Origin of the sequence: Paenibacillus sp. FSL H3-0457 (genome assembly GCF_037981725.1) — a bacterium.
Lineage (GTDB): Bacteria > Bacillota > Bacilli > Paenibacillales > Paenibacillaceae > Paenibacillus > Paenibacillus amylolyticus.
The window spans coordinates 114,083-139,432 of record NZ_CP150283.1 but is presented as its reverse complement, the minus strand read 5'-3'; the positions used below and the strand labels follow the sequence as shown (position 1 = coordinate 139,432).

At 47.0% G+C, this 25,350-nt stretch carries 21 protein-coding genes and 1 other RNA gene; 3 read left to right on the top strand and 19 right to left on the bottom strand.

Annotated features, from left to right (window positions below):
* Positions 1-96 precede the first annotated feature (96 nt).
* The 12 genes from recR to rpoE all read right to left on the bottom strand — a co-directional run bounded on the left by recR (position 97) and on the right by rpoE (position 12,639).
* Positions 97-696 (bottom strand): recombination mediator RecR, encoded by a 600-nt coding sequence (gene recR, locus MHH25_RS00655; RefSeq protein ID WP_036607246.1) that lies wholly within the window; start codon positions 694-696, stop codon positions 97-99.
* Between the two features lie 36 nt (positions 697-732).
* The gene (locus tag MHH25_RS00650) at positions 733-1,044 is read right to left on the bottom strand and encodes a YbaB/EbfC family nucleoid-associated protein (protein WP_036607248.1); all 312 of its coding nucleotides are present in this window, start codon (positions 1,042-1,044) and stop codon (positions 733-735) included.
* Between the two features lie 41 nt (positions 1,045-1,085).
* Positions 1,086-2,831: a DNA polymerase III subunit gamma/tau gene (dnaX, locus tag MHH25_RS00645; RefSeq protein ID WP_036607251.1), complete on the bottom strand. Its 1,746-nt coding sequence runs from the start codon at positions 2,829-2,831 to the stop codon at positions 1,086-1,088.
* 174 nt (positions 2,832-3,005) lie between these two features.
* An RNA gene (gene ffs / locus MHH25_RS00640) (signal recognition particle sRNA large type) lies at positions 3,006-3,273 on the bottom strand.
* Between the two features lie 147 nt (positions 3,274-3,420).
* Entirely contained in the window at positions 3,421-3,618 is a 198-nt protein-coding gene (rpmE, locus tag MHH25_RS00635; protein WP_036607255.1) for a 50S ribosomal protein L31, read from the bottom strand.
* A 102-nt stretch (positions 3,619-3,720) separates the two neighbouring features.
* A complete protein-coding gene (locus MHH25_RS00630) occupies positions 3,721-4,995 on the bottom strand; it encodes a radical SAM protein (protein ID WP_074092949.1) in 1,275 nt (424 codons plus the stop codon).
* Positions 4,996-5,091: 96 nt separating this feature from the next.
* The gene (gene rho, locus MHH25_RS00625; RefSeq protein WP_017691288.1) at positions 5,092-6,417 is read right to left on the bottom strand and encodes a transcription termination factor Rho; all 1,326 of its coding nucleotides are present in this window, start codon (positions 6,415-6,417) and stop codon (positions 5,092-5,094) included.
* 463 nt (positions 6,418-6,880) lie between these two features.
* Complete coding sequence (locus tag MHH25_RS00620; protein ID WP_036607261.1) at positions 6,881-8,134, bottom strand: UDP-N-acetylglucosamine 1-carboxyvinyltransferase; 1,254 nt, start codon at positions 8,132-8,134, stop codon at positions 6,881-6,883.
* Positions 8,135-8,281: 147 nt separating this feature from the next.
* Entirely contained in the window at positions 8,282-9,136 is an 855-nt protein-coding gene (fba, locus tag MHH25_RS00615; protein ID WP_036607263.1) for a class II fructose-1,6-bisphosphate aldolase, read from the bottom strand.
* A 260-nt stretch (positions 9,137-9,396) separates the two neighbouring features.
* A complete protein-coding gene (locus tag MHH25_RS00610; protein ID WP_017691292.1) occupies positions 9,397-9,783 on the bottom strand; it encodes a response regulator in 387 nt (128 codons plus the stop codon).
* A 229-nt stretch (positions 9,784-10,012) separates the two neighbouring features.
* A complete protein-coding gene (locus MHH25_RS00605) occupies positions 10,013-11,617 on the bottom strand; it encodes a CTP synthase (protein ID WP_100528576.1) in 1,605 nt (534 codons plus the stop codon).
* Between the two features lie 452 nt (positions 11,618-12,069).
* The gene (gene rpoE / locus MHH25_RS00600; protein ID WP_047841137.1) at positions 12,070-12,639 is read right to left on the bottom strand and encodes a DNA-directed RNA polymerase subunit delta; all 570 of its coding nucleotides are present in this window, start codon (positions 12,637-12,639) and stop codon (positions 12,070-12,072) included.
* Positions 12,640-13,100: 461 nt separating this feature from the next.
* Between rpoE and MHH25_RS00595 the strand changes: the two genes are divergently transcribed.
* The gene (locus MHH25_RS00595) at positions 13,101-14,255 is read left to right on the top strand and encodes a S8 family peptidase (protein ID WP_036667694.1); all 1,155 of its coding nucleotides are present in this window, start codon (positions 13,101-13,103) and stop codon (positions 14,253-14,255) included.
* 288 nt (positions 14,256-14,543) lie between these two features.
* Here the strand turns inward: MHH25_RS00595 and argS are convergent, their stop codons facing one another.
* The 5 genes from argS to MHH25_RS00570 all read right to left on the bottom strand — a co-directional run bounded on the left by argS (position 14,544) and on the right by MHH25_RS00570 (position 20,068).
* Positions 14,544-16,223 carry an arginine--tRNA ligase gene (gene argS / locus MHH25_RS00590; RefSeq protein WP_036667693.1) on the bottom strand — a complete coding sequence of 560 codons (1,680 nt, stop codon included), beginning with the start codon at positions 16,221-16,223 and terminating at the stop codon, positions 14,544-14,546.
* Entirely contained in the window at positions 16,220-16,645 is a 426-nt protein-coding gene (locus tag MHH25_RS00585; RefSeq protein WP_017691299.1) for a DUF1934 domain-containing protein, read from the bottom strand. The genes argS and MHH25_RS00585 overlap by 4 nt, the downstream gene beginning before the upstream one ends.
* 265 nt (positions 16,646-16,910) lie before the next feature.
* Positions 16,911-17,177, bottom strand: a complete 267-nt coding sequence (locus MHH25_RS00580; RefSeq protein ID WP_036667692.1) for a DUF6171 family protein — start codon at positions 17,175-17,177, stop codon at positions 16,911-16,913.
* Between the two features lie 3 nt (positions 17,178-17,180).
* Positions 17,181-18,662, bottom strand: coding sequence for an alpha-N-arabinofuranosidase (locus tag MHH25_RS00575; protein ID WP_340018863.1), 1,482 nt, complete (start codon positions 18,660-18,662; stop codon positions 17,181-17,183).
* A 218-nt stretch (positions 18,663-18,880) separates the two neighbouring features.
* Positions 18,881-20,068, bottom strand: a complete 1,188-nt coding sequence (locus tag MHH25_RS00570; RefSeq protein WP_074092943.1) for a hypothetical protein — start codon at positions 20,066-20,068, stop codon at positions 18,881-18,883.
* Between the two features lie 629 nt (positions 20,069-20,697).
* Here MHH25_RS00570 and MHH25_RS00565 point away from each other — a divergent pair.
* The gene (locus MHH25_RS00565) at positions 20,698-20,829 is read left to right on the top strand and encodes a hypothetical protein (protein ID WP_017691304.1); all 132 of its coding nucleotides are present in this window, start codon (positions 20,698-20,700) and stop codon (positions 20,827-20,829) included.
* A gap of 308 nt (positions 20,830-21,137) precedes the next feature.
* On the opposite strand, the gene speB is transcribed toward MHH25_RS00565, so the two are convergent.
* A complete protein-coding gene (gene speB / locus MHH25_RS00560) occupies positions 21,138-22,007 on the bottom strand; it encodes an agmatinase (RefSeq protein ID WP_036607280.1) in 870 nt (289 codons plus the stop codon).
* A 15-nt stretch (positions 22,008-22,022) separates the two neighbouring features.
* A complete protein-coding gene (gene speE / locus MHH25_RS00555; RefSeq protein WP_017691306.1) occupies positions 22,023-22,850 on the bottom strand; it encodes a polyamine aminopropyltransferase in 828 nt (275 codons plus the stop codon).
* Between the two features lie 413 nt (positions 22,851-23,263).
* On the opposite strand from speE, the gene MHH25_RS00550 reads away from it, so the two are divergent.
* Positions 23,264-25,342, top strand: a complete 2,079-nt coding sequence (locus tag MHH25_RS00550; RefSeq protein ID WP_100528572.1) for a PBP1A family penicillin-binding protein — start codon at positions 23,264-23,266, stop codon at positions 25,340-25,342.
* Positions 25,343-25,350: the final 8 nt, after the last annotated feature.

Sequence of the window (25,350 nt, the reverse complement as noted above, 5' to 3'; positions counted from 1 at the left end):
AAAAAAAGAGAGCCCTAAGGCTCTCTTTGCATATCGAAACTTATTTAGCATCCGAAGTTTCCAAGGAAGTCCGCTGCGTAATACAAATCGATCACACTAACGCATCTCCCTGCGACCTTCCAACGCTTTGGAAAGGGTCACTTCATCCGCATACTCAAGATCGCCACCTACAGGCAATCCATGCGCAATACGAGTCACACTGATCTCAAACGGACGCACCAACCGGGAGATATACATCGCTGTAGCCTCACCCTCAATGTTGGGGTTCGTTGCCAAGATGATCTCTTTTATACGTTCATCACTTAATCGAACCAGGAGTTCCTTCAAACGAATATCGTCTGGGCCAATTCCCTCCATAGGTGAAATCGCGCCCTGTAACACATGATAGTACCCATCGAATTCCTTGGTGCGCTCCATGGCCACCAGATCTTTCGAATCCTGAACTACACAGATAACAGATACATCCCTGGACTTATCCTGACAGATGCGACATGGGTCCGTATCAGTAATATTACAACATACAGAACAGTAATGAAGATTACGCTTCACACTAACGAGCGCTTTGGCAAAATCGATAACGTCATCTTCCTTCATGTTAAGCACATGAAAAGCTAAACGCGCTGCCGTCTTGGGACCCACACCCGGCAACCGGGTGAAGGCATCAATCAGCTTGGCTATTGGTTCGGGATAATACAATCGATTGTGTCTCCTTTGACAGGATCAATTTTTTAATTAAAATAATCCCGGAATATTCATGCCGCCTGTGAACTTGCCCATATCCTTGTTGGCAATCTCATCGGCTTTGGCCATAGCATCATTAACAGCTGTCATAACGAGATCCTGCAACATTTCAACATCTTCCGGATCTACCGCTTCAGGTTTGATCGTGATAGCAAGCAATTTCTTGTGTCCGTTAACTTCAGCCGTCACTACACCGCCACCAGAAGTACCTTGGACTGTTTTGTCCGCCAGTTCCTCTTGTGCTTTCAGCATTTGCTCCTGCATTTTCTTCACTTGTTTCATCATTTGGTTCATGTTGTTCATAATTGTTCATCTCCTTTGTTATGGTTATCGCGCTATGCGCATTATTCTTTGATCACTACAAGATCCTCACCAAAGAGCTGGATGGCTTCATCAATCCAAGGCTGTTTGTTGCCTGAACCGCCGTCTTCATGCTCAGGTTCAAGCTTAAAGTCCTCCTTTGGCGCTTCAGAAGCTCCCTCCATTGCTCCGGTCCAATCTTTGAGCATCATCGTCACCAATCGTGCCGAACGCCCAAGATGTTCCGACAACACCCGCTCAATGACTTCGCGGTTAGCCTGCTTCTCCGTCGTTTCACGGTGAATATTGTTTTTAAAAGCAACCAACACATTGTCTTCAAGCAATGATACCGGCTCACCATCCACAAACCAGGCGTGAACGGTAACCCGCTCTTCCTTCACTCGTTGCAGGATCTGACTCCATTTTTTGCTGATCTCTGCGAACTCAGGGGCTCCCTTGCGCGCAACATACTGATCCAACTGTGCAGGAAGCTTCGCAGGTGAATTGCCTCTCGATACCGGCGCTCTTGTTGCCGGGCGAGATGGAGCACTCGATGAACCTTCTCCACCAGACAAACCACTTTTCAGTGCACGATCCAACTTCTTCTCCAACTCAGCAAGCTGCTGCTTCAAGCGGTTGATCTCTCCCCCATCAGCAGGTGCTGCATGAGCTGAAGCTCCCACCTGAACAGAAGCCTCACCTTGAGCTGGAATACTACACAGTTTAAGCAATGCAACTTCAAATAATGTCTGTGGTTGTACTGCATATTTCATTTCACTCTGGTACCGATTAAGGGTGTCAATCATGTGGAACAGTTGTTCCTTGGTGAATGACTCCGCCATATCACGGAAAGACTCCGGATTAAGTACCCGGTCCGTCAGTTTATCTGCATCAGGTACCATCTTAATCATAAGCAAATCACGGAAATAATACAGTAAATTCTCCATGCACTTGTCTGCACTCTTTCCTTCATGCATGAAACCTTCAATCATCTGCAAAATATGACCAACATCACCTTTGAGCAGCGAAGCAGCCAGTTTGGCAAATTGCTCTGAAGCAATTCCACCCGTCATGTCCATAACCTGCTGGTACGTTACTCGTCCATCCGTAAATGAAGAGATCTGATCCAGCACACTAAGTGCATCCCTCATTCCACCGTCCGATAAACGGGCAATGTATTGGAGCGCATCCTGGTCAGCTTCCATGCCTTCCTGTTCACAGATCAGTGTAAGTCTCGCTGTCTGCTCTTCCAGGGACACCCGACGAAAATCAAATCGCTGACAGCGCGATATAATGGTAGCCGGAAGGCGGTGCGGTTCCGTTGTTGCCAAAATAAACATCACATGTGGTGGTGGCTCTTCCAATGTTTTGAGCAAAGCATTGAATGCCTCCGTTGTCAGCATGTGCACTTCATCAATAATATAGACTTTCTGCCGGACTTCGGTTGGCGCATATTTAACCTTTTCCCGAAGATCACGGATTTCCTCAACGCCCCGATTGGATGCAGCGTCAATCTCCTGCACATCCATCACAGCGCCAGTCGTAATTCTGCGGCAAGCTTCACACTCGTTACAAGGTTCAGGCGCAGGCCCACGTTCGCAGTTCACAGCTTTGGCCAAAATCTTGGCGGCACTTGTCTTCCCCGTTCCTCTGGGCCCGCTAAATAAGTAGGCATGGGAAGTCCGCTGTTCACGAATCGCGTTCTGCAAGGTCTGAATAATATGCTGTTGCCCCACCATATCTTGAAACGACTGGGGACGCCAAGCCCGGTATAACGCGATATGCTCCATGATGCGTTACCTTCCTTCCACTTCGCATTCGAGTCCTTTGTCGTTCCCCTATTATACTATATTCTAGGGTGAATCCAAACTTTATCTGACTCATTCATGCGTGGTTTATTAAGACATATCAAAAAGACCTCTGCATACATACAACTGCAAAGGTCTCTACATTTAAAAGGTAAGCCGTGCACCTGCTATCGATATTTGCGATCCAAGTGGCACCCCTGAACAATAGCTCGAGCTAGGCAACCCTCCGGCACAAGAGTGATCTCACTTATGGCTGCTTCCTTCCGGACCTGACCAGGTTCATGAGTACTCATTGCGGAGGACCCAACCGTCAACACCACGTTTAGGGACCAAACCTCACATCGGCAAAACCTCTAGCAGGAATTCAACCTCGCTATAGCGGATTGCGAGTTACAGGGCACCGCTACCTCCCCATCTAGCACGGTAAGAAATAGTATAACGTAAGGTTATCCAAATTGCAACCAGAGGAACGTGAATGCGGCTTCGCTTACATATAACATATAAAAAACCCCTGCCAGATCAGCAGGGGTGTGTTGGATGCAATTAGCAGACAACTCCAAGAATTGTCCAATTAGATTCCGTATTTCTTTTTGAAACGATCAACACGGCCGCCAGCATCGATAAACTTCTGTTTACCTGTGAAGAACGGGTGGCACGCGGAGCAAATCTCTACACGAAGTCCGTCTTTAACCGAACCTGTCTCAAAAGTATTCCCGCAAGCGCAAGATACTTGACCAATCGTGTAATTAGGATGAATTGCTTCTTTCATTACCTTTCACCTCTTTCCGCCCTGAGCCTCAAGCGGACCCAGAGTAAATGGCACAACCCTGAGATTATAACACGACCTTGCGCCTGTTGCAATCCATTAATGTTAAGAGGTAATTAACCGTTTTGGACGTGCCATTCCAGCGGGTGGAACATGGGTATACGATCCGATCACAACATCAGGCAACTCGTCTTCAAAAATCTCAATCATCTGCTTCATGCCCAAGATATCACCTTGAGCAGGAGGAATTAATTCCAGATAGCTCTCTGGATCAATATTGAGATTACGCATCTGAATCAAGCGTAGATCGGTTCTTCTTGCAAACTCAATCATCGCCTCAATCTCTTCTTCACGATCTGTTACACCTGGGAAGATCAGATAGTTAATGGACGTGTATACACCCTGCTGCGCTGCGTATTTCATCGATTTCTCAACATTGGCTAAAGTATAACCACGCGGTTTATAGTAGGCGTTATAATGGTCATCCAGTGCACTAATTGTACTTACGCGCATCAGATCCAATCCAGCATCTACAATACCTCTAATATGATCATTCAGACCGGCATTGGTATTAATGTTGATATACCCCATGTCCGTTACGGAACGCACTTCGCGAATCGCTTCAATAATAAGCTTGGCCTGTGTGGAAGGCTCCCCTTCACAACCTTGTCCAAAACTAATGATGGACTCCGGCGTCTTCAAGTGTTCCAGCATAACCTCCACAATCTCATCCACACGTGGTCGGAAGTTCATACGTGTCTGCGGGGAAACAAAGCCGCTATCATCCGGTTGCTCGGAGATACACCCGAAACAGCCCGCATTGCAAGAATAGGATACCGGCACTCCACCTTCCCAACGATTCAGGAACGTGTTTGATGAAGTTAGACATTCATATCCAAGCGCACAGTTTGATAGATGGGTGTAAAGACGGTTCTCGGGGTATTGTTCCGTCAATCGTTTGACCCCGGAACGCACATCGTCACGATCACAGTTGAGTGGATTCCATTTTTCAGGACTATCCGACTTCGAAGCGGTGACATAGAAACCGCCATCTTTCCAGACTACTGCGGAATAGCCGAATAACGGCAACTTATACTCCTTATCCGTCTTCACGTATCCAGGGAGACACAAACGAGTGAATCCCTGTGGAAGCAAAGCACCTACAGCCTGTGTGTCCGTTGGCATTGGTAGCATCTCACCGGTATCCGGGTCCATACCAATGGGCCGGGTGCTCGGGAGTCCAACCAACGTTGCACCCTCTGGCAAAGGGATGAGTTCGTCTTCCATAATCTCAACGATCATATCTCCACTGCGGGCAAGCCCGTACAGGGAAGGATGATCAAATACATTACCTTTTTCATCTGCGTATACTAAATACATGATGTTCTCCTCACATCTAATGGGTTAAACCTAACGACGAGTGTATTGTAAAATTCACAGCAACGCTGTAAAAGTATGTTATTGGTTGAACGACACTTAAGTCGATGTACCTGACGTTGCTGTCTGTCTAGGTGAGCGACGGGTTGTTGTTGTACCCGAATTGCTTGTCGGGCTATTACCAGCCGAATCAAATGCCGCCAAAAACTCTGCATTTGTCTTACTGTTACGAAGTTTTTTCAGGAATCCTTCAACAAAGTCATGGGAATCATTCATGTTTTTACGAATTGCCCAGATTGTATCCAACTCTTCCTTGCTGAGCAACACTTCTTCACGACGTGTACCCGAACGACGAATGTCGATCGCCGGGAATATGCGGCGCTCTGCCAGACGACGGTCCAGATGGAGCTCCATGTTACCTGTACCCTTAAACTCTTCATAAATGACGTCATCCATACGTGATCCAGTATCAATTAATGCCGTTGCCAAGATAGTCAGGCTTCCGCCTTCTTCCACATTCCGAGCAGAACCAAAGAAACGTTTCGGACGATGGAACGCAGCTGGGTCAATACCACCACTAAGCGTACGACCGGATGGTGGAATAACCAGGTTATATGCACGGGCAAGACGCGTAATGCTATCCAGCAGGATAACAACATCTTTTTTGGCCTCAACCAGACGAAGCGCACGCTCAAGCACCAATTCCGCCACCTTGATATGATTCTCAGGCAGTTCATCAAATGTCGAAGCCACAACTTCCCCTTTTACCGAACGCGACATATCCGTTACTTCCTCTGGACGTTCATCAATCAACAGGACAAACAGTTCAATTTCAGGATTGTTAGTTGAGATGCTGTTGGCAATTTCTTTGAGGAGAAGCGTTTTACCCGCTTTGGGAGGTGCTACGATCAATCCGCGCTGTCCCAATCCTACCGGGGCGAGCACATCCATAATTCGTGTGGACAAATGGTCGGGGGATGTTTCGAGAACCAGTTTTTTCTGCGGATACAGTGGGGTTAGTGCCGGGAAGTGAAGTCGCTCTGCAGCCGCCGATGGATTCTCACCATTTACAGCGTTGACTTGCAACAAACCGAAGTATCTCTCGTTTTCCTTAGGCGTTCTACACTTACCTGATACGAGGTCACCTGTTCTTAGGTCAAACTTGCGAATCTGAGAAGCTGAGATGTAGATGTCTTCCGTACTTGGCAAGTAGTTGATAGGTCTTAAGAATCCGTAACCTTCAGGTAAAATCTCGAGTACGCCTTGCATGAACATCAGGCCACTCTGTTCAGCTTGTGCACGTAGTATAGCAAAGATTAATTCTTTCTTTTTTAACGTACCATAGTAAGGTATCTGATATTTTTTGGCCAGTTTGTAGAGGTCCGTTAGTTTCATTTCTTCCAAATCGGAAATTTGTAGATCCATATAATAACCACCTATTCAATTAATAAGTCCGTGTGAAATGGATAGTTTCGCTAGATGTTCCGGCTATAGAGAGCGGCGTCTGCCACAATCCCTTCTGTCCATTGTACGGAATGTAACCGTTATAATGCAAATACTTGTCTTTGAGTGTAAGTTTCCGGGTGGGATGGCCAACATTCGGCAAGATCCGCTATTGAGTGAACGATGCATTGAGGCGATCAATCCGGATAGACCGGCTATGGAGCGCAGTTCAAACAAAACCGGGGTTGGGGATGAGAAATGATGTTCTTACAGCCATATGAAGTTTAATTCAAAAAAAGACCCTCCGGTAAAGGAAACAGTAACATTTCGTCTTATGCCGGAGAGACTGAGAACTCTATTAAAACAGGTTTACCTAATCAACAAAAAGATATGCAGTTCAGTTAAAAAAACTTGTGTATGACTGAATCATGCATAATGCTTCCTATTAATCAGTTTCCCGCCATACATCTGCACCGAGCAGGCGCAGATTAGTCACCAGATGATCATAACCGCGGTCGATATATTCGACCCCCGTTACTTCAGTCACACCTTCACTGACGGTGAGACCTGCAATCACCAGCGCTGCTCCAGCGCGAAGATCGGATGCTTTTACTTTGGCCGCGTTTAATGCACTGCCTTCAATAATTGCTGACCGTCCTTCTACTCGAATCTTTGCGCCCATCCGCACCAACTCAGGCACATGCTTGAATCGATTACTGTATACAAAGTCGCTCAGGACGCTCACACCAGTTGCCTGTGTCAAAACACTGGTCATGGGTGACTGTAGATCCGTTGGGAAACCAGGATATACAAGTGCCTTCACGTCCACATGGTTATAGCTTGGTTTACCAATGACACGTATACTTTCATCCAATTCCTCAATGCCAACACCCATTTCTAGCAGCTTTGCCGTTAAAGCTTCCAGATGTTTGGGAATCACATTGTCAATCAGAACATCTCCGCGCGTTGCCGCTGCAGCGATCATATACGTACCTGCTTGGATACGGTCCGGAATGATGGAATGACGGCAGCCTTTAAGCTCCGAGACCCCTTCAATACGGATCGTTTCGGTACCTGCACCCTTGATGCTGGCACCCATGGAATTCAGAAGTGTTGCTACATCTATAATCTCAGGCTCTTTAGCCGCGTTTTCGATAATTGTAGAGCCTTTGGCACGAGTAGCCGCCAGCATGATATTAATGGTTGCGCCGACACTGCTTACATCAAGATAGATTTTTGCTCCCCGCAGCTCTTTGGCATGCAAATGAATGGAGCCATGTTCGTTTGTTACGGTTGCGCCAAGCGCTTCAAACCCTTTGATATGTTGATCAATTGGACGAGGCTCAAAATTACAGCCCCCTGGTAAACCTATGGTCGCTTCTTTAAAACGCCCTAGCAATGCACCCATCATATAATACGAAGCACGAAGCTTCTTCACGGGACCATTCGGCATAGGAATGGATTTAATGTCAGAAGGGTCAATCTTCATCTGACTGCCTTCCCAAGTCACATGTGCTCCGAGTTCCTCCAAAATTTCTGCATAAACCGCCACGTCACTCAAAAGCGGCAGGTTGTCCAACACGACTTCTGACTCGGCAAGCAATGCTGCAGGAATAAGCGCAATGGCGCTGTTCTTGGCGCCGCTTATAGTTACAGTTCCCTGTAACGGACGTCCGCCACTAATCATCAATTTTTCCATAAAGCTTAATGTCCCCCTACGTGTTTTGCAGCCGATGAACGGCAATACGTGCTGTTGGCTTCCGATGTAGAAATAAGGTGTGAAAATGGAAAGACACCGGCTAGGCGGTGTTTTTCCATTTCACAGTATGGAACTGGTAAAGATAAATTACGCTTTGTTGTTAGAACCAAACTCGCGGATTTTACCTTTAACGGTTTCTTTAATTGCTTCACGGCCTGGTACGATGAATGTACGTGGATCGTAAGCGTCTGGTTTAGCTGCAAGCACTTCACGAACCACTCTTGCAAAAGCAATTTGGTTCTCTGTGTTTACGTTGATTTTGGACGTACCCAGGGAAATGGCTTTGTCGATGTCGTGTTTAGGAATACCTGTACCACCGTGCAATACGAGTGGAACTTGTACCGCGTCACGAACTTCTTCCATTTCTTTGAAGCCCAGGTTAGGCTCGCCATGGTAAGGACCGTGTACGGAACCAAGAGCTGGTGCCAATGTATCGATGCCTGTTTCTTTAACGATACGGATACACTCGTTCAGGTCAGCGTACATGATACCGCCGATAACGTCGTCTTCTTGTCCGCCTACAGTACCTACTTCAGCTTCTACAGAAACGCCTTTAGCGTGTGCATATTCAACAACTTTTTTAGTCATTTCGATGTTCTCATCGATAGAGTGGTGGGAACCGTCGATCATTACGGATGTGAATCCAGCGTCGATCGCTTCTTTACACTTGTCGAAGCTTGAACCGTGGTCCAGGTGAATTGCAACTGGAACAGTGATTTTCATGTCGTGAATGAGTCCTTCTACCATTTTAACTACAGTGTAGAAGCCACCAATGTGACGTGCTGCGCCTTCGGATACACCCAAGATTACTGGGGATTTCTCTTCTTCAGCAGCACCAAGAATCGCTTGAGTCCACTCAAGGTTATTGATGTTGTATTGACCAACTGCATATTTTCCTTCAAGTGCTTTGTTCAACATGTCTGTCATAGATACTAATGGCATGGTTTCAATCCTCCTAGGGGTTTGGGTTGTGTCTATGGTTTTTAGCCGAAATCACATACGGGCTTATTATACCACATCCCATGTCAAATACTAAACAAGCATTTGCAAAAATGCTGTGCTTTGCAGCACAGTTTTCATAGACACCGCTTTATAACTTCCCCATTTCCAATATTCCCCGGATAAAGGAGTGAAATACCTCATTTTCCCACCAAGTACCTTCTATGTTCTCCACACGCAAAAAAATCCTGTATCAACAGGATTCAGCTGCATTTATTGGCGGTACCGTTGCGAAGTTGCATATTCACAGCCACTCGCATCTCGTCGATATCAAACGGTTTCGTAAAGTGCATGAGCGCTCCGAGATCCGTGGCTTCCTTAATCATGTCCAGTTCACCATAAGCGGTCATCATGATCACCTTGATACCCGGATCAATTTCTTTAATATGCTTCAGGATTTCCAGACCGTCCATCCCAGGAATCTTCATATCGAGCAATACCAGGTCAGGCTTGTCATTATTCACAATCTCCAGAGCAACCTTGCCGTTGGGTGCTTGAAACGTGTTATACCCCTCACTGCTGAACACTTCCATTAACAGGATTCGAATACCATTCTGGTCATCAACAATCAAAACTTTTTTATCTTCCACTCTGTAACCTCCTAGAATTAGGAAAGCATGCACACCTTCGAATCTGGATAACTATCCCATAGTCGTCATGATAAGTATTCTACCTCTTCCATTAAAATCCTGCTACCTTCACAAAATGACAAAAAGCATTTCCACCCACTTTTTACGAAAAAAAAAGGATGTTCCGGCATCCGCTATGGTTGCCAGGAACATCCCCAATATCTATTACGTTAAACAATAAAACCATGTATTACTTCTGCGCATTCTCCAGAGAAGCTTTTACAAAATCACGGAACAATGGTTGCGGACGGTTCGGACGGGAAGTGAATTCCGGATGGAATTGTACCGCCAGGAACCATGGGTGTCCTGGAAGTTCCACGATCTCAACCAGACGTCCATCCGGGGATGTACCCGAGATAACCAGTCCTGCTTTTTCGATCGTTTCACGGTATTCATTGTTAAACTCATACCGGTGACGGTGTCTCTCATACACTAGCTCGTCATCATAGCAAGCCATCGCCAAAGAACCTTCCTGAAGCTTACAAGGATACAGACCCAGACGCATCGTGCCACCCAGATTCTCGATATCTTTTTGCTCAGGCAACAGGTCAATCACAGGGAATTCCGTAGCCGGATTAATTTCGGAACTGTTCGCACCATTCAAGCCAACGATGGAGCGTGCATACTCAATAACGGAAACCTGCATACCCAGGCAAATACCAAAGAACGGAATTTGTTTCTCACGAGCATAACGGATTGCCGATACTTTACCTTCAATACCACGATCTCCGAATCCACCAGGAACAAGGATACCCCCAATACCATGTAACAAGTCGCCTACATTCTCATCCGTAATATCTTCAGAAGGAACCCAGCGAATTTTCACATCAGCATTGGATGCAAATCCTGCATGAGACAACGACTCAACAACACTCAGGTATGCATCATGCAACGCTACATATTTACCAACAATAGCGATCTCAACTGTATGCTCCAACTTGTTGATCCGGTCAACCAGCCCTTCCCACTCGCTCATATCCGGTGCAGGAGTAGTCAGTTTCAGGTGATTTACCACGATCTCATCCAAGCCTTCTTCACGCAGGTTCAAAGGTACTTGATACAACGTGTCTGCATCACGACATTCAACCACGGCATTCTCATCAATGTCGCAGAAGAGAGCGATCTTGGCTTTCATGTCTTTAGACAATTCATACTCCGTACGGCATACAATCACATTGGGTTGAATACCGATGCTGCGTAATTCCTTAACACTATGTTGCGTTGGTTTTGTTTTCACTTCACCAGCTGCTTTGATATAAGGAATAAGTGTTACGTGGATGTACATCACATTGTCGCGACCTACATCACTCTTGATCTGACGGATAGCTTCCAGGAAAGGCAAACTCTCAATGTCGCCCACTGTTCCACCAATTTCCGTAATAACCACATCCGAACCCGCTTCACGTCCAGCGCGGAATACACGCTCTTTGATCTCGTTCGTAATGTGTGGAATAACTTGTACCGTTCCGCCCAGATATTCCCCGCGCCGCTCTTTGCTGATGACGGAAGAGTATACTTTACCAGTCGTGACGTTGCTGTTTTTGGAGAGATTGATATCAATAAAACGTTCATAGTGGCCAAGGTCCAGATCCGTTTCCGCGCCATCATCCGTTACAAAAACCTCGCCGTGCTGATAAGGACTCATTGTTCCCGGGTCGATGTTAATATATGGATCAAATTTCTGGATCGTTACCTTAAGCCCTCTGTTTTTCAGCAATCTGCCCAGAGAAGCAGCCGTAATCCCTTTGCCCAGGGAGGACACAACTCCGCCCGTCACGAAAATATACTTTGTCACTGTTATTACCCTCCTAATATAAGTACAGAAATTCAGGCGATATATGGTGTTATCGTAACCTGTTTCCCAGGTAATCATCGTTAAAAAGAGCAATGGCAGAAATTCCCTGCATCTGCGAACTGCTCTTTCTGCGAAGTCGGTTTAAATACACGTTGTTCTACAGCAAAAAATGGTGCAAATATTCCGATGGCCTTCATTCCATTTGGTGTTTTTGATATACAAAAACGGGCCACGAAATGTTGGCCGGGAGCATACGGAAAAAAATCATTTTGCAAAATTATGCCTCTAAAAATACAAAAAAAAGTACTCCCGCAGGACGGGGCACCTTCTATAAAAAACATAAATATATTGTCGCTCATTCATAAGCCCATGCAATAGTTTACCCGTTACCCCGTCTGCTGTCAAGGCTGACTATTCCGGGGAAACGGGTAAATTATAGACGTCAAAAATGACTACCGATTATCAGAATCGTCGTCAAATTCATCCTCGTTTTCGGACTCTTCTTCGTCTTCTTCGAGGTCTTCATCTTCCAGATCGTCATCTTCAACCAGCACTTCTTCTTCGCTGTCTTCTTCGTCAAAGATGTCGTCTTCTTCTTCCTCTTCTTCGTCTTCTTCTTCGTCTTTATCCGTGCTGTCGAAGCCTTCATCGCTGCTATAGCTGTCTTCTTCTTCACCGAAGTCTTCATCTTCCAGATCATCGTCTTCATCGTTGATGATACGCGGACGCTTCGCACCCGTCATGGAATCTTCTGTTCCAGCTACCGGATACCAGCGCTTTAAGCCCCACAGACTTGTACCGACGCAAGCAAAACGGCCATCGATATTAATCTCGGTATATAGCTGGGCGATAAACTCGTTGATTTCTTCATCAGTCATTCCGCGCTGCTTCGCTACCTCATTCATTAAGTCACGATAGTAATACGGCGTATTAGCCGCTTTCAGCACCATAAAGGCAAGGTCCACCAAAGGAATCTCTTTTACCTTTTCTTTATCAATTTTCAAATTGAGCGAGGTACTCACTGCAGACACTTCCTCTCACACAAAATTCACTTTTTAACCCCTACGAACTGGACTGTTACGTATAACATATCCATTAACAAACCTAAGTAAAACCTATTTAGCGTTAAAAAGCAAGTTTTTATGTACGGATGTGACGCAAATGCGGAGAGCAGCAACAATATGTCCACATATTAAACGTGAAGTGACATCAAACCCACAGGAATATCCTCTTTGCCAAAGAGACAACTCCATAATAAAAAAGACGGAGTCCCCTCCGCCTTCTGACTGTATACCCTTGGAGGATTACTCCTCACCAGGTTCCCCGCAAGAGCCCTCTAGCTCTCCATCCATCATATGTCCCTGCGCCCGTTTTGACACGAAGAGAATGTGTTTTTGTAAAAAAAGGGCAAGTTCCCCATGCGGCGGGATGAGCGCATTCATAGAATACCTCAGCATGTTCATCCCGAAGGGGGCTGCCCATTATGGACTATACTGGTTTATTGCATCAATTGATTGACGGAATGCGACGCCCTGAACCAGAACAGGGAGGGCGATATTTGATCCGATTTGCCAAACCGCAGCAGTACGAGGCCTGTCTCGTAGAATTGTCCCGAATGCGGAATGAATTCACCGACCTTGGGGCTGTCCGTTCCTCGCGACTAGCTCGTTCCATTATCGCTCCAGTCCAACGCCCGGAGGACCTATACCGCTATGGGGATGAAATTACGATTGAAGAAGACGTTCCCATCTCCCTTCATGCCAACGCACTCCACAGCAAACCAAGCAATGCTCAAGGCATACCCTGGGGAGTGAAGCAGATTCGGGCGCCCAAAGTATGGTCTGTGTCTACCGGACACCGGATTAAAATCGGTGTGATTGATACAGGTGCTGATTATCACCATCCTGATCTTCGTTATTCCCTGGCACGCGGAATCAATCTGTTAAACCGCAGCCTGCTTCCTCATGATGATAACGGACACGGCACCCACATAGCAGGGACTATCGCTGCTGCCAACAGTACCGCAGGCATGATTGGTGTAGCTCCACGCTCCCTGATCTATCCGGTGAAAGCATTTGACCACAACGGATCGGCTTATGTATCCGATATTGTACTTGGCATCGACTGGTGTGTGCGCAACAAGGTCGATATCATCAATATGAGCTTTGGCATGAAAACACGCAGCAAGGCGCTTCTTGACGTTGTCAATCGTGCATACCATGCTGGAATCGTTATTGTTGCTTCGTCAGGAAATGACGGCAAACGCCGCAGTATTGATTACCCTGCACGGTATCCCCAGACCATATCTGTTGGGGCAACCGACAAAAACAGACGTATTGCGTCCTTCAGCAATCGTGGCGCATATGTGGATGTCTATGCACCCGGTGATAAAATTGTCTCTTCCTGGGTACAAGGCAAGCATCACGAGATGAGCGGCACATCCATGGCGACGTCCCATGTGAGTGGCGCTATCGCCTTGCTACTCTCCAAACATCCGGGGTTATCCCCTAGTGAAATCAAGACACTCGTCAAACGTGCTACGATCCCTTTGCGTGCTCGCAAGACTACCACAGCAAAGAGCAAGGTGCGTGGTGGTGAGATTGATGCCCTGAAGCTAATGCAGGAGGGCGGGGAGTGAGCCAGCTCTGTCAGCCGTCAGCCGAACTTGATTGAGGCTTCGTGGCGAAACGCAGTAGCCCGGACCAGGCAGTACGCACGAGGGAGTATTACGTAGCGGCTGAAACTCTAGGTTACGCCCACTGTGATGTCAGAGCAGGCTAGTGTGCCTTGGATGGGTCAGGCATTTCGTTTTCTTCAACTCCGGGTACACAATAAAAAAAGTCTCCATGTACCACGTTGCAGTTGCAACGTGGACTTGGAGACTTTTTTGTTAGGCAGAGCGGCGGATGTGCCGCTAGCCTGGAATTTACATTTTGTCAGGAGCGGTTACGCCTACCAGACGAAGCGCTGTTGCGATAACGGTACGTACAGCACCGATCAGTGCCAGACGTGCTTGAGTTTGCTGCGTGTCTTCCGTAATGACACGTTCTGCACGATAGTAGCTGTGGAACAGGGATGCCAACTCGTATACATAACGGATGATACGATGAGGCGCATATCCTGTTGCTGCTGCCGAGATTTCCTCAGGCAACTCTCCCATTTTGCGGAGAAGGTCATACTCGTGCTCTGTTGTCAGCTTGGACAGGTCAATCTGTGCCAGTGGCAACAGTTCAATACCTTGTTCTTCAGCCTGACGGTATACGCTACATACACGGGCATGCGCGTATTGTACGTAGAATACCGGATTCTCATTGGATGTCGAAATCGCAAGGTCCATGTCAAAGTCCAGATGGGAGTCCATGCTGCGCATTGTGAAGAAGTAACGGATGGCATCAATGCCGACTTCATCCATCAGATCTTCCATCGTTACAGCTTTACCTGTACGCTTGGACATCTTCACTTTTTCACCGTTCTGGAACAAGCTCACCATCTGTGCAATCAAGACCACCAGTTTCTCAGGGTCATTACCCAGTGCTTGCATCGCGGCTTTCATCCGTGGAATATATCCATGGTGATCGGCACCCCAGATGTTGATCATCGTGTCGTATCCACGAGCATATTTGTCGCGGTGATAAGCAATATCTGGCGTCAGGTAAGTATACGTGCCATCGTTCTTGATCAATACACGTTCTTTGTCGTCACCGTACTGCATCGTTTTCAACCAAGTTGCTCCATCTTGCTCATAGATCTCATTACGGTCACGCAATTCATCAAGCACTCGCAGCACTTCTCCGTTATCGTACAGGGAAGTTTCGCTGAACCAGATGTCAAAGTTAACACGGAAGCGATTCAAGTCACGTTTGATCTTGTCCAGTTCCTTCTCCAGACCAAAGTCACGGAAATAAGCCGCACGGTCACCCGGATGCATGGACAGCAATTCGTCACCCTTTTCAGCAACAAGCTGCTTGGCGAATCCTTTAATATCTTCACCGTGATAACCGTCTTCAGGCATCTCAGCATCCTGACCCAGCTCTTGCAGATAACGAGCTTCAATGGAACGAGCCAGATTAAACACCTGATTACCTGCGTCATTAATGTAGTATTCACGGGTTACATCATATCCTGCGTAGTCAAGGATGTTACATAGTGCATCACCTACAGCTGCTCCACGGGCATGACCCAGATGCAGGCTGCCTGTCGGGTTGGCACTGACAAACTCCATCTCGACTTTGCGTCCTTCTCCGATGTTAATTCTTCCGTAATCTTTACCCTGCTCCTGCACAAGCGCAAGTACTGGATAAAGGTAACTCTTGTCCAATTTGAAGTTAATGAATCCTGGGCCCGCAATCTCAGCCTTCTCGATTCCTGCTTCAGCCAGATTCAGATTGGCAATGATCTCTTCAGCAATCTGACGCGGATTGCGCTTGGCAATCTTGGTCAGCTGCATGGCAGCATTGGTCGCCAAGTCTCCATGTGTCTTCTCACGCGGCACTTCCAATGTGATGGCTGGCAATTCGTCCTGCGTAACAATTCCGGCCGTCACAATGGCGTTGCCGATGGCCGTACTTACCCGTTCGTTAATCGTATCTAGTGGATTACGTGTCATGAAATTGGTTCCTCCTGTATATGCAAACTAATCGCGAAATGTCCAGATTCTTCATCAAAGCGGTAAAAGTCGTAGCTCCACGCTGCGCGTGCGCTCAATCCCTGAATGGAAAGTTCCAGCTTCTGTGTATGCGTGGACAGGGCAAACGACATGTATGGTGATCGGTAGAAACCAGGAAGCTTCCGATTCAACTCAAAAGTCTGCTCCGATTCCACCTCACCATGACGTATAATCTTGATGGATTGTCCGCCCAGCTTCAATGTTGTACGGGTTGTACCTCCCTCAGGTCCAACCTGCGGTTCTTCATAACGAACATAAAGAACAGACCCTTTTAACACGGCTTCACCCTGCATTTCCTGCAGCACATCTTCACCTTCATAACGGCTGTGCAGCCGGATGTGTACCGGTCGCATGTTCGACATGAATGTTAACCTCCATTATATTCGAGGCGACGCAAAATCAGGCACGGCTGGTGAGAACAGCCCTTCCCGTATTGTTGTGTCGCTATACGCGCTCATATTCCCGGATAGCTCGCTATCCTACACTCTACTGTATAACTATATCCAGTTCCCTCGCTCAATTCAAATCCAAATTCAGAGTTTTTTCCTCATCAAGCCAAAAAAGAAGAGCCGCACCGGTAAAGTGCAACTCCCTTTTGCTTCATTATAATAAGATTCGTTCCTCCGATCAGGCCCATTGGGATTCATAAGGAAAAGGACATGTCGACTCACTCAGCTTCGCTCGCACCTGTACGAGACAACCACAATGCCGACAAGTTGTGCCATATTGCAATCCCGGACAAGCAGAGCAGATGGATAGCCGACGTTCATATTCCTCATCCTGTACCGTCGGACGCGAACGTGAGGCAATCTCCACAAGTCTGGCCATTTTGGCATCGCTAATCTTCACATCGTACTGATCATTACAGCCTTTGCAAGGTTCCTGCCTTTTCATGCATTAACCCTCGACAGCGAGCACCCCAACCGATGCTGGTGGAAGGACAAAACGCAGTGTGTTATTCTCCAGTGTGATTCCATCCCACGCCACAGGCTGAACATGATTCGGCTGTTCAAAGGTATTAAATGCACCAAAATCAGTATGGTGCAGAATCTGCCCGTTTACTTTAGCCGCTTGAGCTGCGTCCAGCTGACACACAACTTCCAACTCATCCGTGTGACTCAGATTACAAGCTGTCACATGAATGACCCCATCCTTGTTGCGGGAAGCTGATAAGCTGAGTTGCGGAATGGTCTCTTCTCCGAATGTGTATCCTGGGCTTTCATAATTCAAATCCAGTCGCTGTGCATCCATATGGACCTGATACATATCAAATACATGGTACGTAGGGGTCAGGAGCATTTTGTCCCCTTCCGTGAGCACAAGCGATTGAAGCACATTGACGATCTGCGCAAGATTTGCCATGTGTACCCGTTTATTATGTTGGTTGAAAATATTCAGGTTAACACCTGCAAGCACAGCGTCCCGCATCGTATTCTGTTGATACAGGAACCCTGGATTGGTTCCCGGCTCAACGTTATACCACGTGCCCCATTCATCCACAATAATGCCGACTCTGCCCTCTGGATCATATTTGTCCATAATCTCGGAGTGCTTCACCAGTAATTCCTCCATATGGAGCGTCTTTTTCAAGGTAGTGAACCATTCAGCCTCACCAAATCCTGTAGCTGCGCCTTTATCATTCCACTCTCCTGTAGGGATAGTGTAATAATGAAGACTGATTCCATCCATAAAGCGAGCAGCCTCCCGCATCAGGACTTCCATCCATTCATAGTTGCCTTCGTTGGGCCCACAAGCGATTTTATAAATCTCGTTCCCGGAATAGTTACGTACATATGTAGCATACCGACGATATTCATCCGCATAATATTCAGGACGCATATTGCCGCCGCATCCCCAGTTCTCATTTCCCACGCCAAAATACTTCATTTTCCACGGTTCTTCCCTACCATTACTCTTACGCCAGTTCGCCATCGGGGATTCGCCGTCAAATGTGATGTACTCCACCCATTCCTGCATCTCCTGCACTGTACCGCTACCCAGGTTGCCACTGATGTATGGCTCCGTGCCGAGTAGCTCACATAATCTCAAGAATTCATGTGTACCAAAGTGATTGTTCTCTTCCACACCGCCCCAGTGTGTATTGATCATACGAGCACGCTCACTCTTCGGACCTACACCATCTTTCCAGTGATATTCATCGGCAAAACAACCGCCTGGCCAGCGAAGTACTGGAATATTAAGCTTCTGCAAGGCCGTCAATACATCATTTCGAATCCCATCCGTATTCGGAATAGGTGAATCTTCTCCTACCCACAGCCCCTCATAAATACAACGTCCCAAGTGTTCGGAAAAGTGACCATATATATTGCGATTTATTAATCCTTGATCTGAATCGGCCTTTAAAATAACATCAACCATTATTTCAACCCCCATAAATTATATTGTTATCGCTTACAATAACTCGTTTCAGAGTAGGTTTCAACCGTTTTTATTTCTACACAAACAAGCCTCTTCCTGTGTAATTGATTAGGAAGAGGCTTGTTTGTTATAGAAATTCATACAGAGACTTACCAAATTGATTTTTATACATTTCTAATTTGGATTTGCTCCGTTGTTATTTCAGATTCACAGGCTATTTAATCCTGCTCTGAAGGCAACAACATTTTTTGTGTCCACGTCGTTCCACCATCTGTAGTCTGATAGATCGCAGGAGAGTTATCACTTGTGACTACGAGCCAACCCGTCTTGGCCGATGGGAACGAGATACGGGAACTGTATCCCGGATCTTTCAGGTCAATATTTTTCCACGTGGAACCTGTATCATAAGAACGTCCAATACCCACTTTGCCAGCTGCGGGTGAACCTGCAGACAGATACGCCGTCTGATTACCAATCAACGCCATGTTGCCGGGGTGACCACCCGGGTTGGCTGGTCCGTTTCCTTTGCCCGTACTGTTTGTACCTGGTGCAGGACCTCCCCCTGCTGTGGATTGCGCAAATACTTGGGTCCAGTTCTTGCCTTGATTACCGCTCGCATAGAGGGAGTACGATTGTTGGGACATGCCTGCATCACCATACAGAAGGGCCCATACTTGCTGGCCATGTGCATACAGATCCGCTCCGCTCCATGTGTCTGAGACAACTCGAAGAGAGGTTGTCCAGTTTTTGCCGCCATCACTCGTTTGCTTCAGATGATACCCCGATCCAGGTACAACCACGACGGCATACCCTTGTTTCTCTGTTGCAAAGGCAGCTGCACGCGTGTTGGCAGGCGTATTCAATTTACTCCAGGTTACCCCGCCATCCTTTGTCTGATATGCACCATTATAGGTGTAACCATAACCTACATCTTTATTGCGAAAATCAATTCGTTTGAGTTGAATGCCCGGCGTATCGAGCCGCGTCCAGTGCGATCCCCCATCATGGGTACGGATCAGATAGGTTGCAGGTGAATCCTTCACTCGCGCCAGCGCATATCCGTTCACATTATTGGGAAAATCAAGCTGAGTGAATTGCCACTGCCCGGTATATATGGACTGCCACGTACATCCTGCATTCGAGGTACCGATCAGGAAGCCTTCACCCCCAGCTCGTCCAGTCGTATCATTAAGAAAATCAATGTCAGTAAATTGCAGGTGTTGCTCTTCCACACCGCTGCCCTTTTTTAATGTAGCAGATAGTCCATGATCTCCCTTTCCACATGCCTGTGAGGATGCAGCGTTAGCACCTGATAGCATATGTACCGGACCCATCCCCCAAGCCAGCGTTAACGATAATGCGAGTGCACTAATCCGTTTCCATGTCATTGTACTCTTGGTTGTCATCGTAACACCTCCTTCTATGGTTTTACCCAAATTTGATGGTTCTAACGTAACAATCTGATTAACCCTGATGACAATTTTGCAAGAAAAAAACCACCTTTACCCATGATTGGTATCATGCAGGCAAGGGTGGTTGATTACTAAACGTTGTGTACTCTAAGTTAAATGGGAAATGTCCTGATACCAAGGATAACAAAACTGATACTTAATAAAAGACATAAACTAAAATATATTTTGTTGTATTTATATTCCCGAATACTATATGCAGCAAAAAGCATAGCCAGATCAGCCACCATCAACGTAAAGTTGAGAAATATCGTCACTGCTAATACAAAATTGATGACAAACACTATAAAAACTGCAGTCAGCCACTTGGGATACATACTCAATTGAGTCCGAATCACACGCATTCACATCCACCTTGCCCTTCCTCTATTTCCATATTATACACAAATATTAAGATAGAGTCATACCAAGGCACGATATCTGTGTAAGAGGAGAGTCCATACTAACACATGAAATAAATGGTAGAGGCAAGGGAACATACGTGCTATAATTAATGTTATGGACTTTTGAATATCGGTGGATGTTTTCCAGACCACGGCGCAGCTTCCCGAAAGGGGGTGACGTCGTTGGTCAAACTTGTGGCGTTGCTTGATGTAATCCGATGGATTGCTGCGATCCTCAGTATTGTACTGAGTGGGCGAAAGCTTTACCGTTGGTTGCGCAAAAAGTTTCGTAGCAAGCGAAAACCCACCTCATAAGGTCGGAAGCCTGACGGTGGGTTTTGCTTGAATAGCATTATTTAGTTCATGCGCGCCGTGGCAATCCACAGCCTTTCGGGTCCTAAGAGTCTTTACCGTTGGCAGCGGTAAAGGCTCTTTTTAGTATATGACCGAACCCGATCACCATATACTTCACGAATGTAATATATCAATTAATATACTACTGAATACTTATGTAGTCAGTATAGCACAACTCTGTACAAAAGTTAACAATACAAAACGCCCTCCCCTGCGCAAAGTTGAACCCGCGCAGACAGAGAGCGTTATACTTATCGATTATTCTGTGATTATTTCACGAATCCAAGCAGCATTTCACGGATCAGCTTCGCAGCTACAATCTGTGTCTGTTGTGTTGGATCATAGATTGGTGCAACTTCAACCAAGTCACAACCAACTACATTTACATCAGATCCTGCGATCATATGAATGGCTTCCAGCAGTTCCTTAGACGTAATGCCGCCCGCTTCTGCTGTACCTGTTCCTGGCGCTGCTGACGGATCAAGCACATCGATGTCGATGGTCACATACACCGGACGGTTGCCCATCTTCGGAAGAGCTTCCTTCATCGGAGCTGCCACTTCAAATGGATAGAAGTTGATGTTCTCGCGACCGTACTGGAACTCCTCACGGGAACCGGAACGGATACCGAACTGATAGATATTTTTGCCACCCATCAACTCAGCTGCTTTACGTACTGGTGTGGAGTGGGACAATGGCTCGCCTTCATAGTTTTCACGAAGGTCAGCGTGTGCATCAATATGAATCAGGATAAGATCCGGGTATTTCTTGTACATCTGTTGGATGACTGGCCAAGTAACCAGATGCTCGCCACCGAGACCAACTGGGAATTTGTCGTCAGCGAGCAGACTGCCGATGTATTCATGAATTACCTCAAGACTGCGTCCAGCGTTACCAAAAGGCAAGAGCAGGTCTCCAGCGTCAAAGTATGTCATGTCTACAATGCTTTTGTCGAGATATGGGCTGTACTCTTCAAGTCCAACCGATGCTTGACGGATATGAGATGGGCCGAAACGGGAACCCGGACGGAAGCTGACGGTGTAATCCATCGGCATGCCATAGATAACTGCTTTGGAGTTCTCATAATCCTCAGAGCTGCAAATAAATACGTTTCCTGAATAAGCTTGATCCAGTTTCATTAATGATTTCCCCTTTTATTTCGTTAAATCTTCCACGAATTTAGGAAGTACAAATGCTGCTTTGTGCAGACGTGGAGAGTAATACTTGGTATCCATCTCCGGAATTTGAGTCTCATCCACTTCAAGCGGGTCATGTTTCTTGCTACCCATGGTGAATGTCCACAAACCACTTGGATAGGTTGGAATATTACAGCCGTACACATGTACGATCGGGAAGATTTCTTTGACGTCTTTGTTCACCTTCTGGATCAGATCCGCCTTAAACCAAGGGTTGTCTGTTTGGGCAACGAAGATTCCGTCTTCTTTCAATGCTTCGTAGATGCCTTGGTAGAACCCACGCTCAAATAATGGCGCAGCCGGGCCCACAGGCTCCGTGGAGTCTACGATGATCACATCGTATTCATTTTTATGTTCAATAATATGCATGTAGCCGTCGTTCACGAGCACTTCAACATTAGGCTCGTCCAACTTGCCGGCGATTTCAGGCAAATATTTTTTAGAGTATTCAATAACTTTACCGTCAATTTCGACGAGAACAGCTTTTTCTACAGCAGCATGTTTAATGACTTCACGAATGACTCCGCCATCGCCGCCACCTACAACCAGAACTTTTTTCGGATTCGGGTGAGTGTTCAGCGCAGGGTGTGCCGCCATTTCGTGATATACGAATTCGTCTTTTACAGTCGTCATCACCATGCCATCAAGAAGCAACATGTTACCGAATTCTTCGGTCTCTACCATGGCCAAATCTTGAAAATCCGTTTTCTCTGTAACATAGGTCTGCTTAATCTTCGCGGTGATCCCGAATACCGGGGTCTGTTTCTCCGTAAACCACAATTCCATAATCTCTACCTTCTTTCCGTAAAGTTAATGATCAGCCATACCCGATCAAGCGCTGTGCACTATAATCGGTTCGCCCAAGCACGTCCAGCGTTCGGCGCCATATCGCGTTATCATTGCTGGCCTGCGGGAAAGGTCCGCGGTTCACTTCATTATATAGATTAAATTTGACCAGAGCATGCAGAGCGTCTGACTAATCAATGAATCAATGACCATTCGTCTGTTCGTCCTTACGCGCTTTAGTATCTTGTGCCGAATCTTACCTTTTCATTACCCTTTTGCATTATACGCGATTGACGTTTATACTGCAAAACGGTTTTTCCGGCGAAAATGCTACATTTTGTTCGCTTATGCACCCGATTGAATATCCCTGCCAATCAAGTCCCATACTGGAAGAAAAGAGAGGAGCCCGTTCCATGACCAAGCCAAATCAAAAGACCCGCAAACGCGGGTTCCGTGTACGTAAATTGTTTAAAAACCTGTCTCTGCTCGCCGTGCTCGCCATACTTGCTACCGCTGCAGGATTGGTCTATCTATACGCAACCAGCCTTCCCCTAGCAGACTCTGATCGGAATTCCAGATTACTGGACAGTCAGGGTGAAGTCATCGCTACCTTCTCCGCAGGTGGCAAAGACTCTGTACCCGTTCAACTGGAGGATATCGCTCCAGATTTGGTCCATGCCACTTTGGCTGTAGAGGACCGCAAATTCTATAATCACTACGGGTTCGACGTGCAAGGGATGGGACGGGCTGTGCTCGTTAACCTCGAACATATGCAGATGTCGCAAGGTGCAAGTACATTGACTCAACAGCTGGCGCGTAACCTGTATCTATCTCATGAGAAAACATGGACTCGCAAAGCCAAGGAAGCCATGTACACGGCACAATTGGAGATGAAATACAGCAAGGATGAAATTTTGCAGATGTATCTGAACGAAATCTATTATGGGCATGGTGCGTACGGAATCGAAGCGGCTTCGCGGATGTATTTTGGCAAATCAGCCAAACAGCTGGATCTCGCAGAGAGTGCCATGCTAGCAGGAATCCCGAAAGGACCTACCTACTATTCACCCTATAACCATATGAAGAATGCTAAAGACCGACAGAAGATTGTGCTGAATGCCATGGCTGATATCGGCAAGATCACCCAGGCCGAAGCGGATAAGGCCTATGAGAAAATGCTTTCGTTCAAACCGGAGAGCGAGCGTAAAACGGTGGAAAGTGCCCCGTATTTCCGTGACTATATCCGGAATCTGGCCATCAAAGAGCTGGGAATCAGTGAAGCGATGCTGGATCATGGGGGATTGAACATCTACACCACCCTGGATCTGCGTGTACAAAAAGCAGCGGAAGACGCCATAGCGAAGGGTATGGATGCCAAAAGTGAGCTGGAAACGGCTCTGGTGTCCATCGACCCTCGGACGGGTTACATCAAAGCCATGGTAGGCGGCAAGAATTACCGCACCAATCAGATTAACCATGTATTGGCGACTACGCGCCAACCGGGTTCGGCGTTTAAACCGATTATGTATCTGGCAGCCCTTGAGTCCAAGCAGCTTACCAGTGCATCCATATTTAACAGTGAACCTACCCTTTTTCACTATGACAATGACCGCAAAACCTATAAACCCGGCAACTTTGGAGACAAGTATCTGGGTGAGATTGATCTAAGACAGGCGATCGCCGCTTCAGACAATATCTATGCGGTGAACACCATTATGCAGATCGGTCCTGAGCAGGTTGTGAGTATGGCAAAAAACCTCGGCATTACAAGCAACCTGAGTGCCGTACCTTCTCTTGCACTGGGAACGTCACCTGTCAGCCCGCTGGAGATGGCTTCGGCCTTTTCCGTCATTGCTGCTGGTGGACAACGGACGCCACCTGTAGCCATTCTGCAAGTGACGGATGCCGCAGGACGTGTGCTCTATGAATCGCCTCAGACAAAGGCTGAGACCGTTGTGGAACCTGCTGCTGCTTATGTACTGACTCGTTTAATGGAAAGTGTCTTCGAAAATGGAGGAACGGGCAACCGGGTGTCTAAGGCGATCAAACGTCCGGTAGCGGGAAAAACGGGAACAACCAACACGGATGCCTGGCTGGTTGGGTTCACACCTGAGCTCTCCACCGCGGTATGGGTTGGGTACGATCAAGGCAAAGCCATCTCAACTTCGGATGGCCGCCGGGCAGCGCCGATCTTTGCCCAGTTCACAGAACAGGCACTTGCGAGCGTACCACCCAAAATCTTCACCGTGCCCGATCATGTCGTAAGTGTCTATATTGACCCGGAATCCGGCAAGCTGGCAGGCAACGGTTGTGAAGAGAAACGGCTGGAAGTTTTCATTGATGGTACTGAACCGACAGAGGTATGCCATGGCACGACGGATGATTCGGATTCTGGAGAAGATGAGAAGACCCGTCAGGTACAGAATCAACAAGGTATTCAGGAAGAGAAACATTCCTGGTGGGGAGATTTCAAACGTTGGTGGGTAGAATGACGCAAATG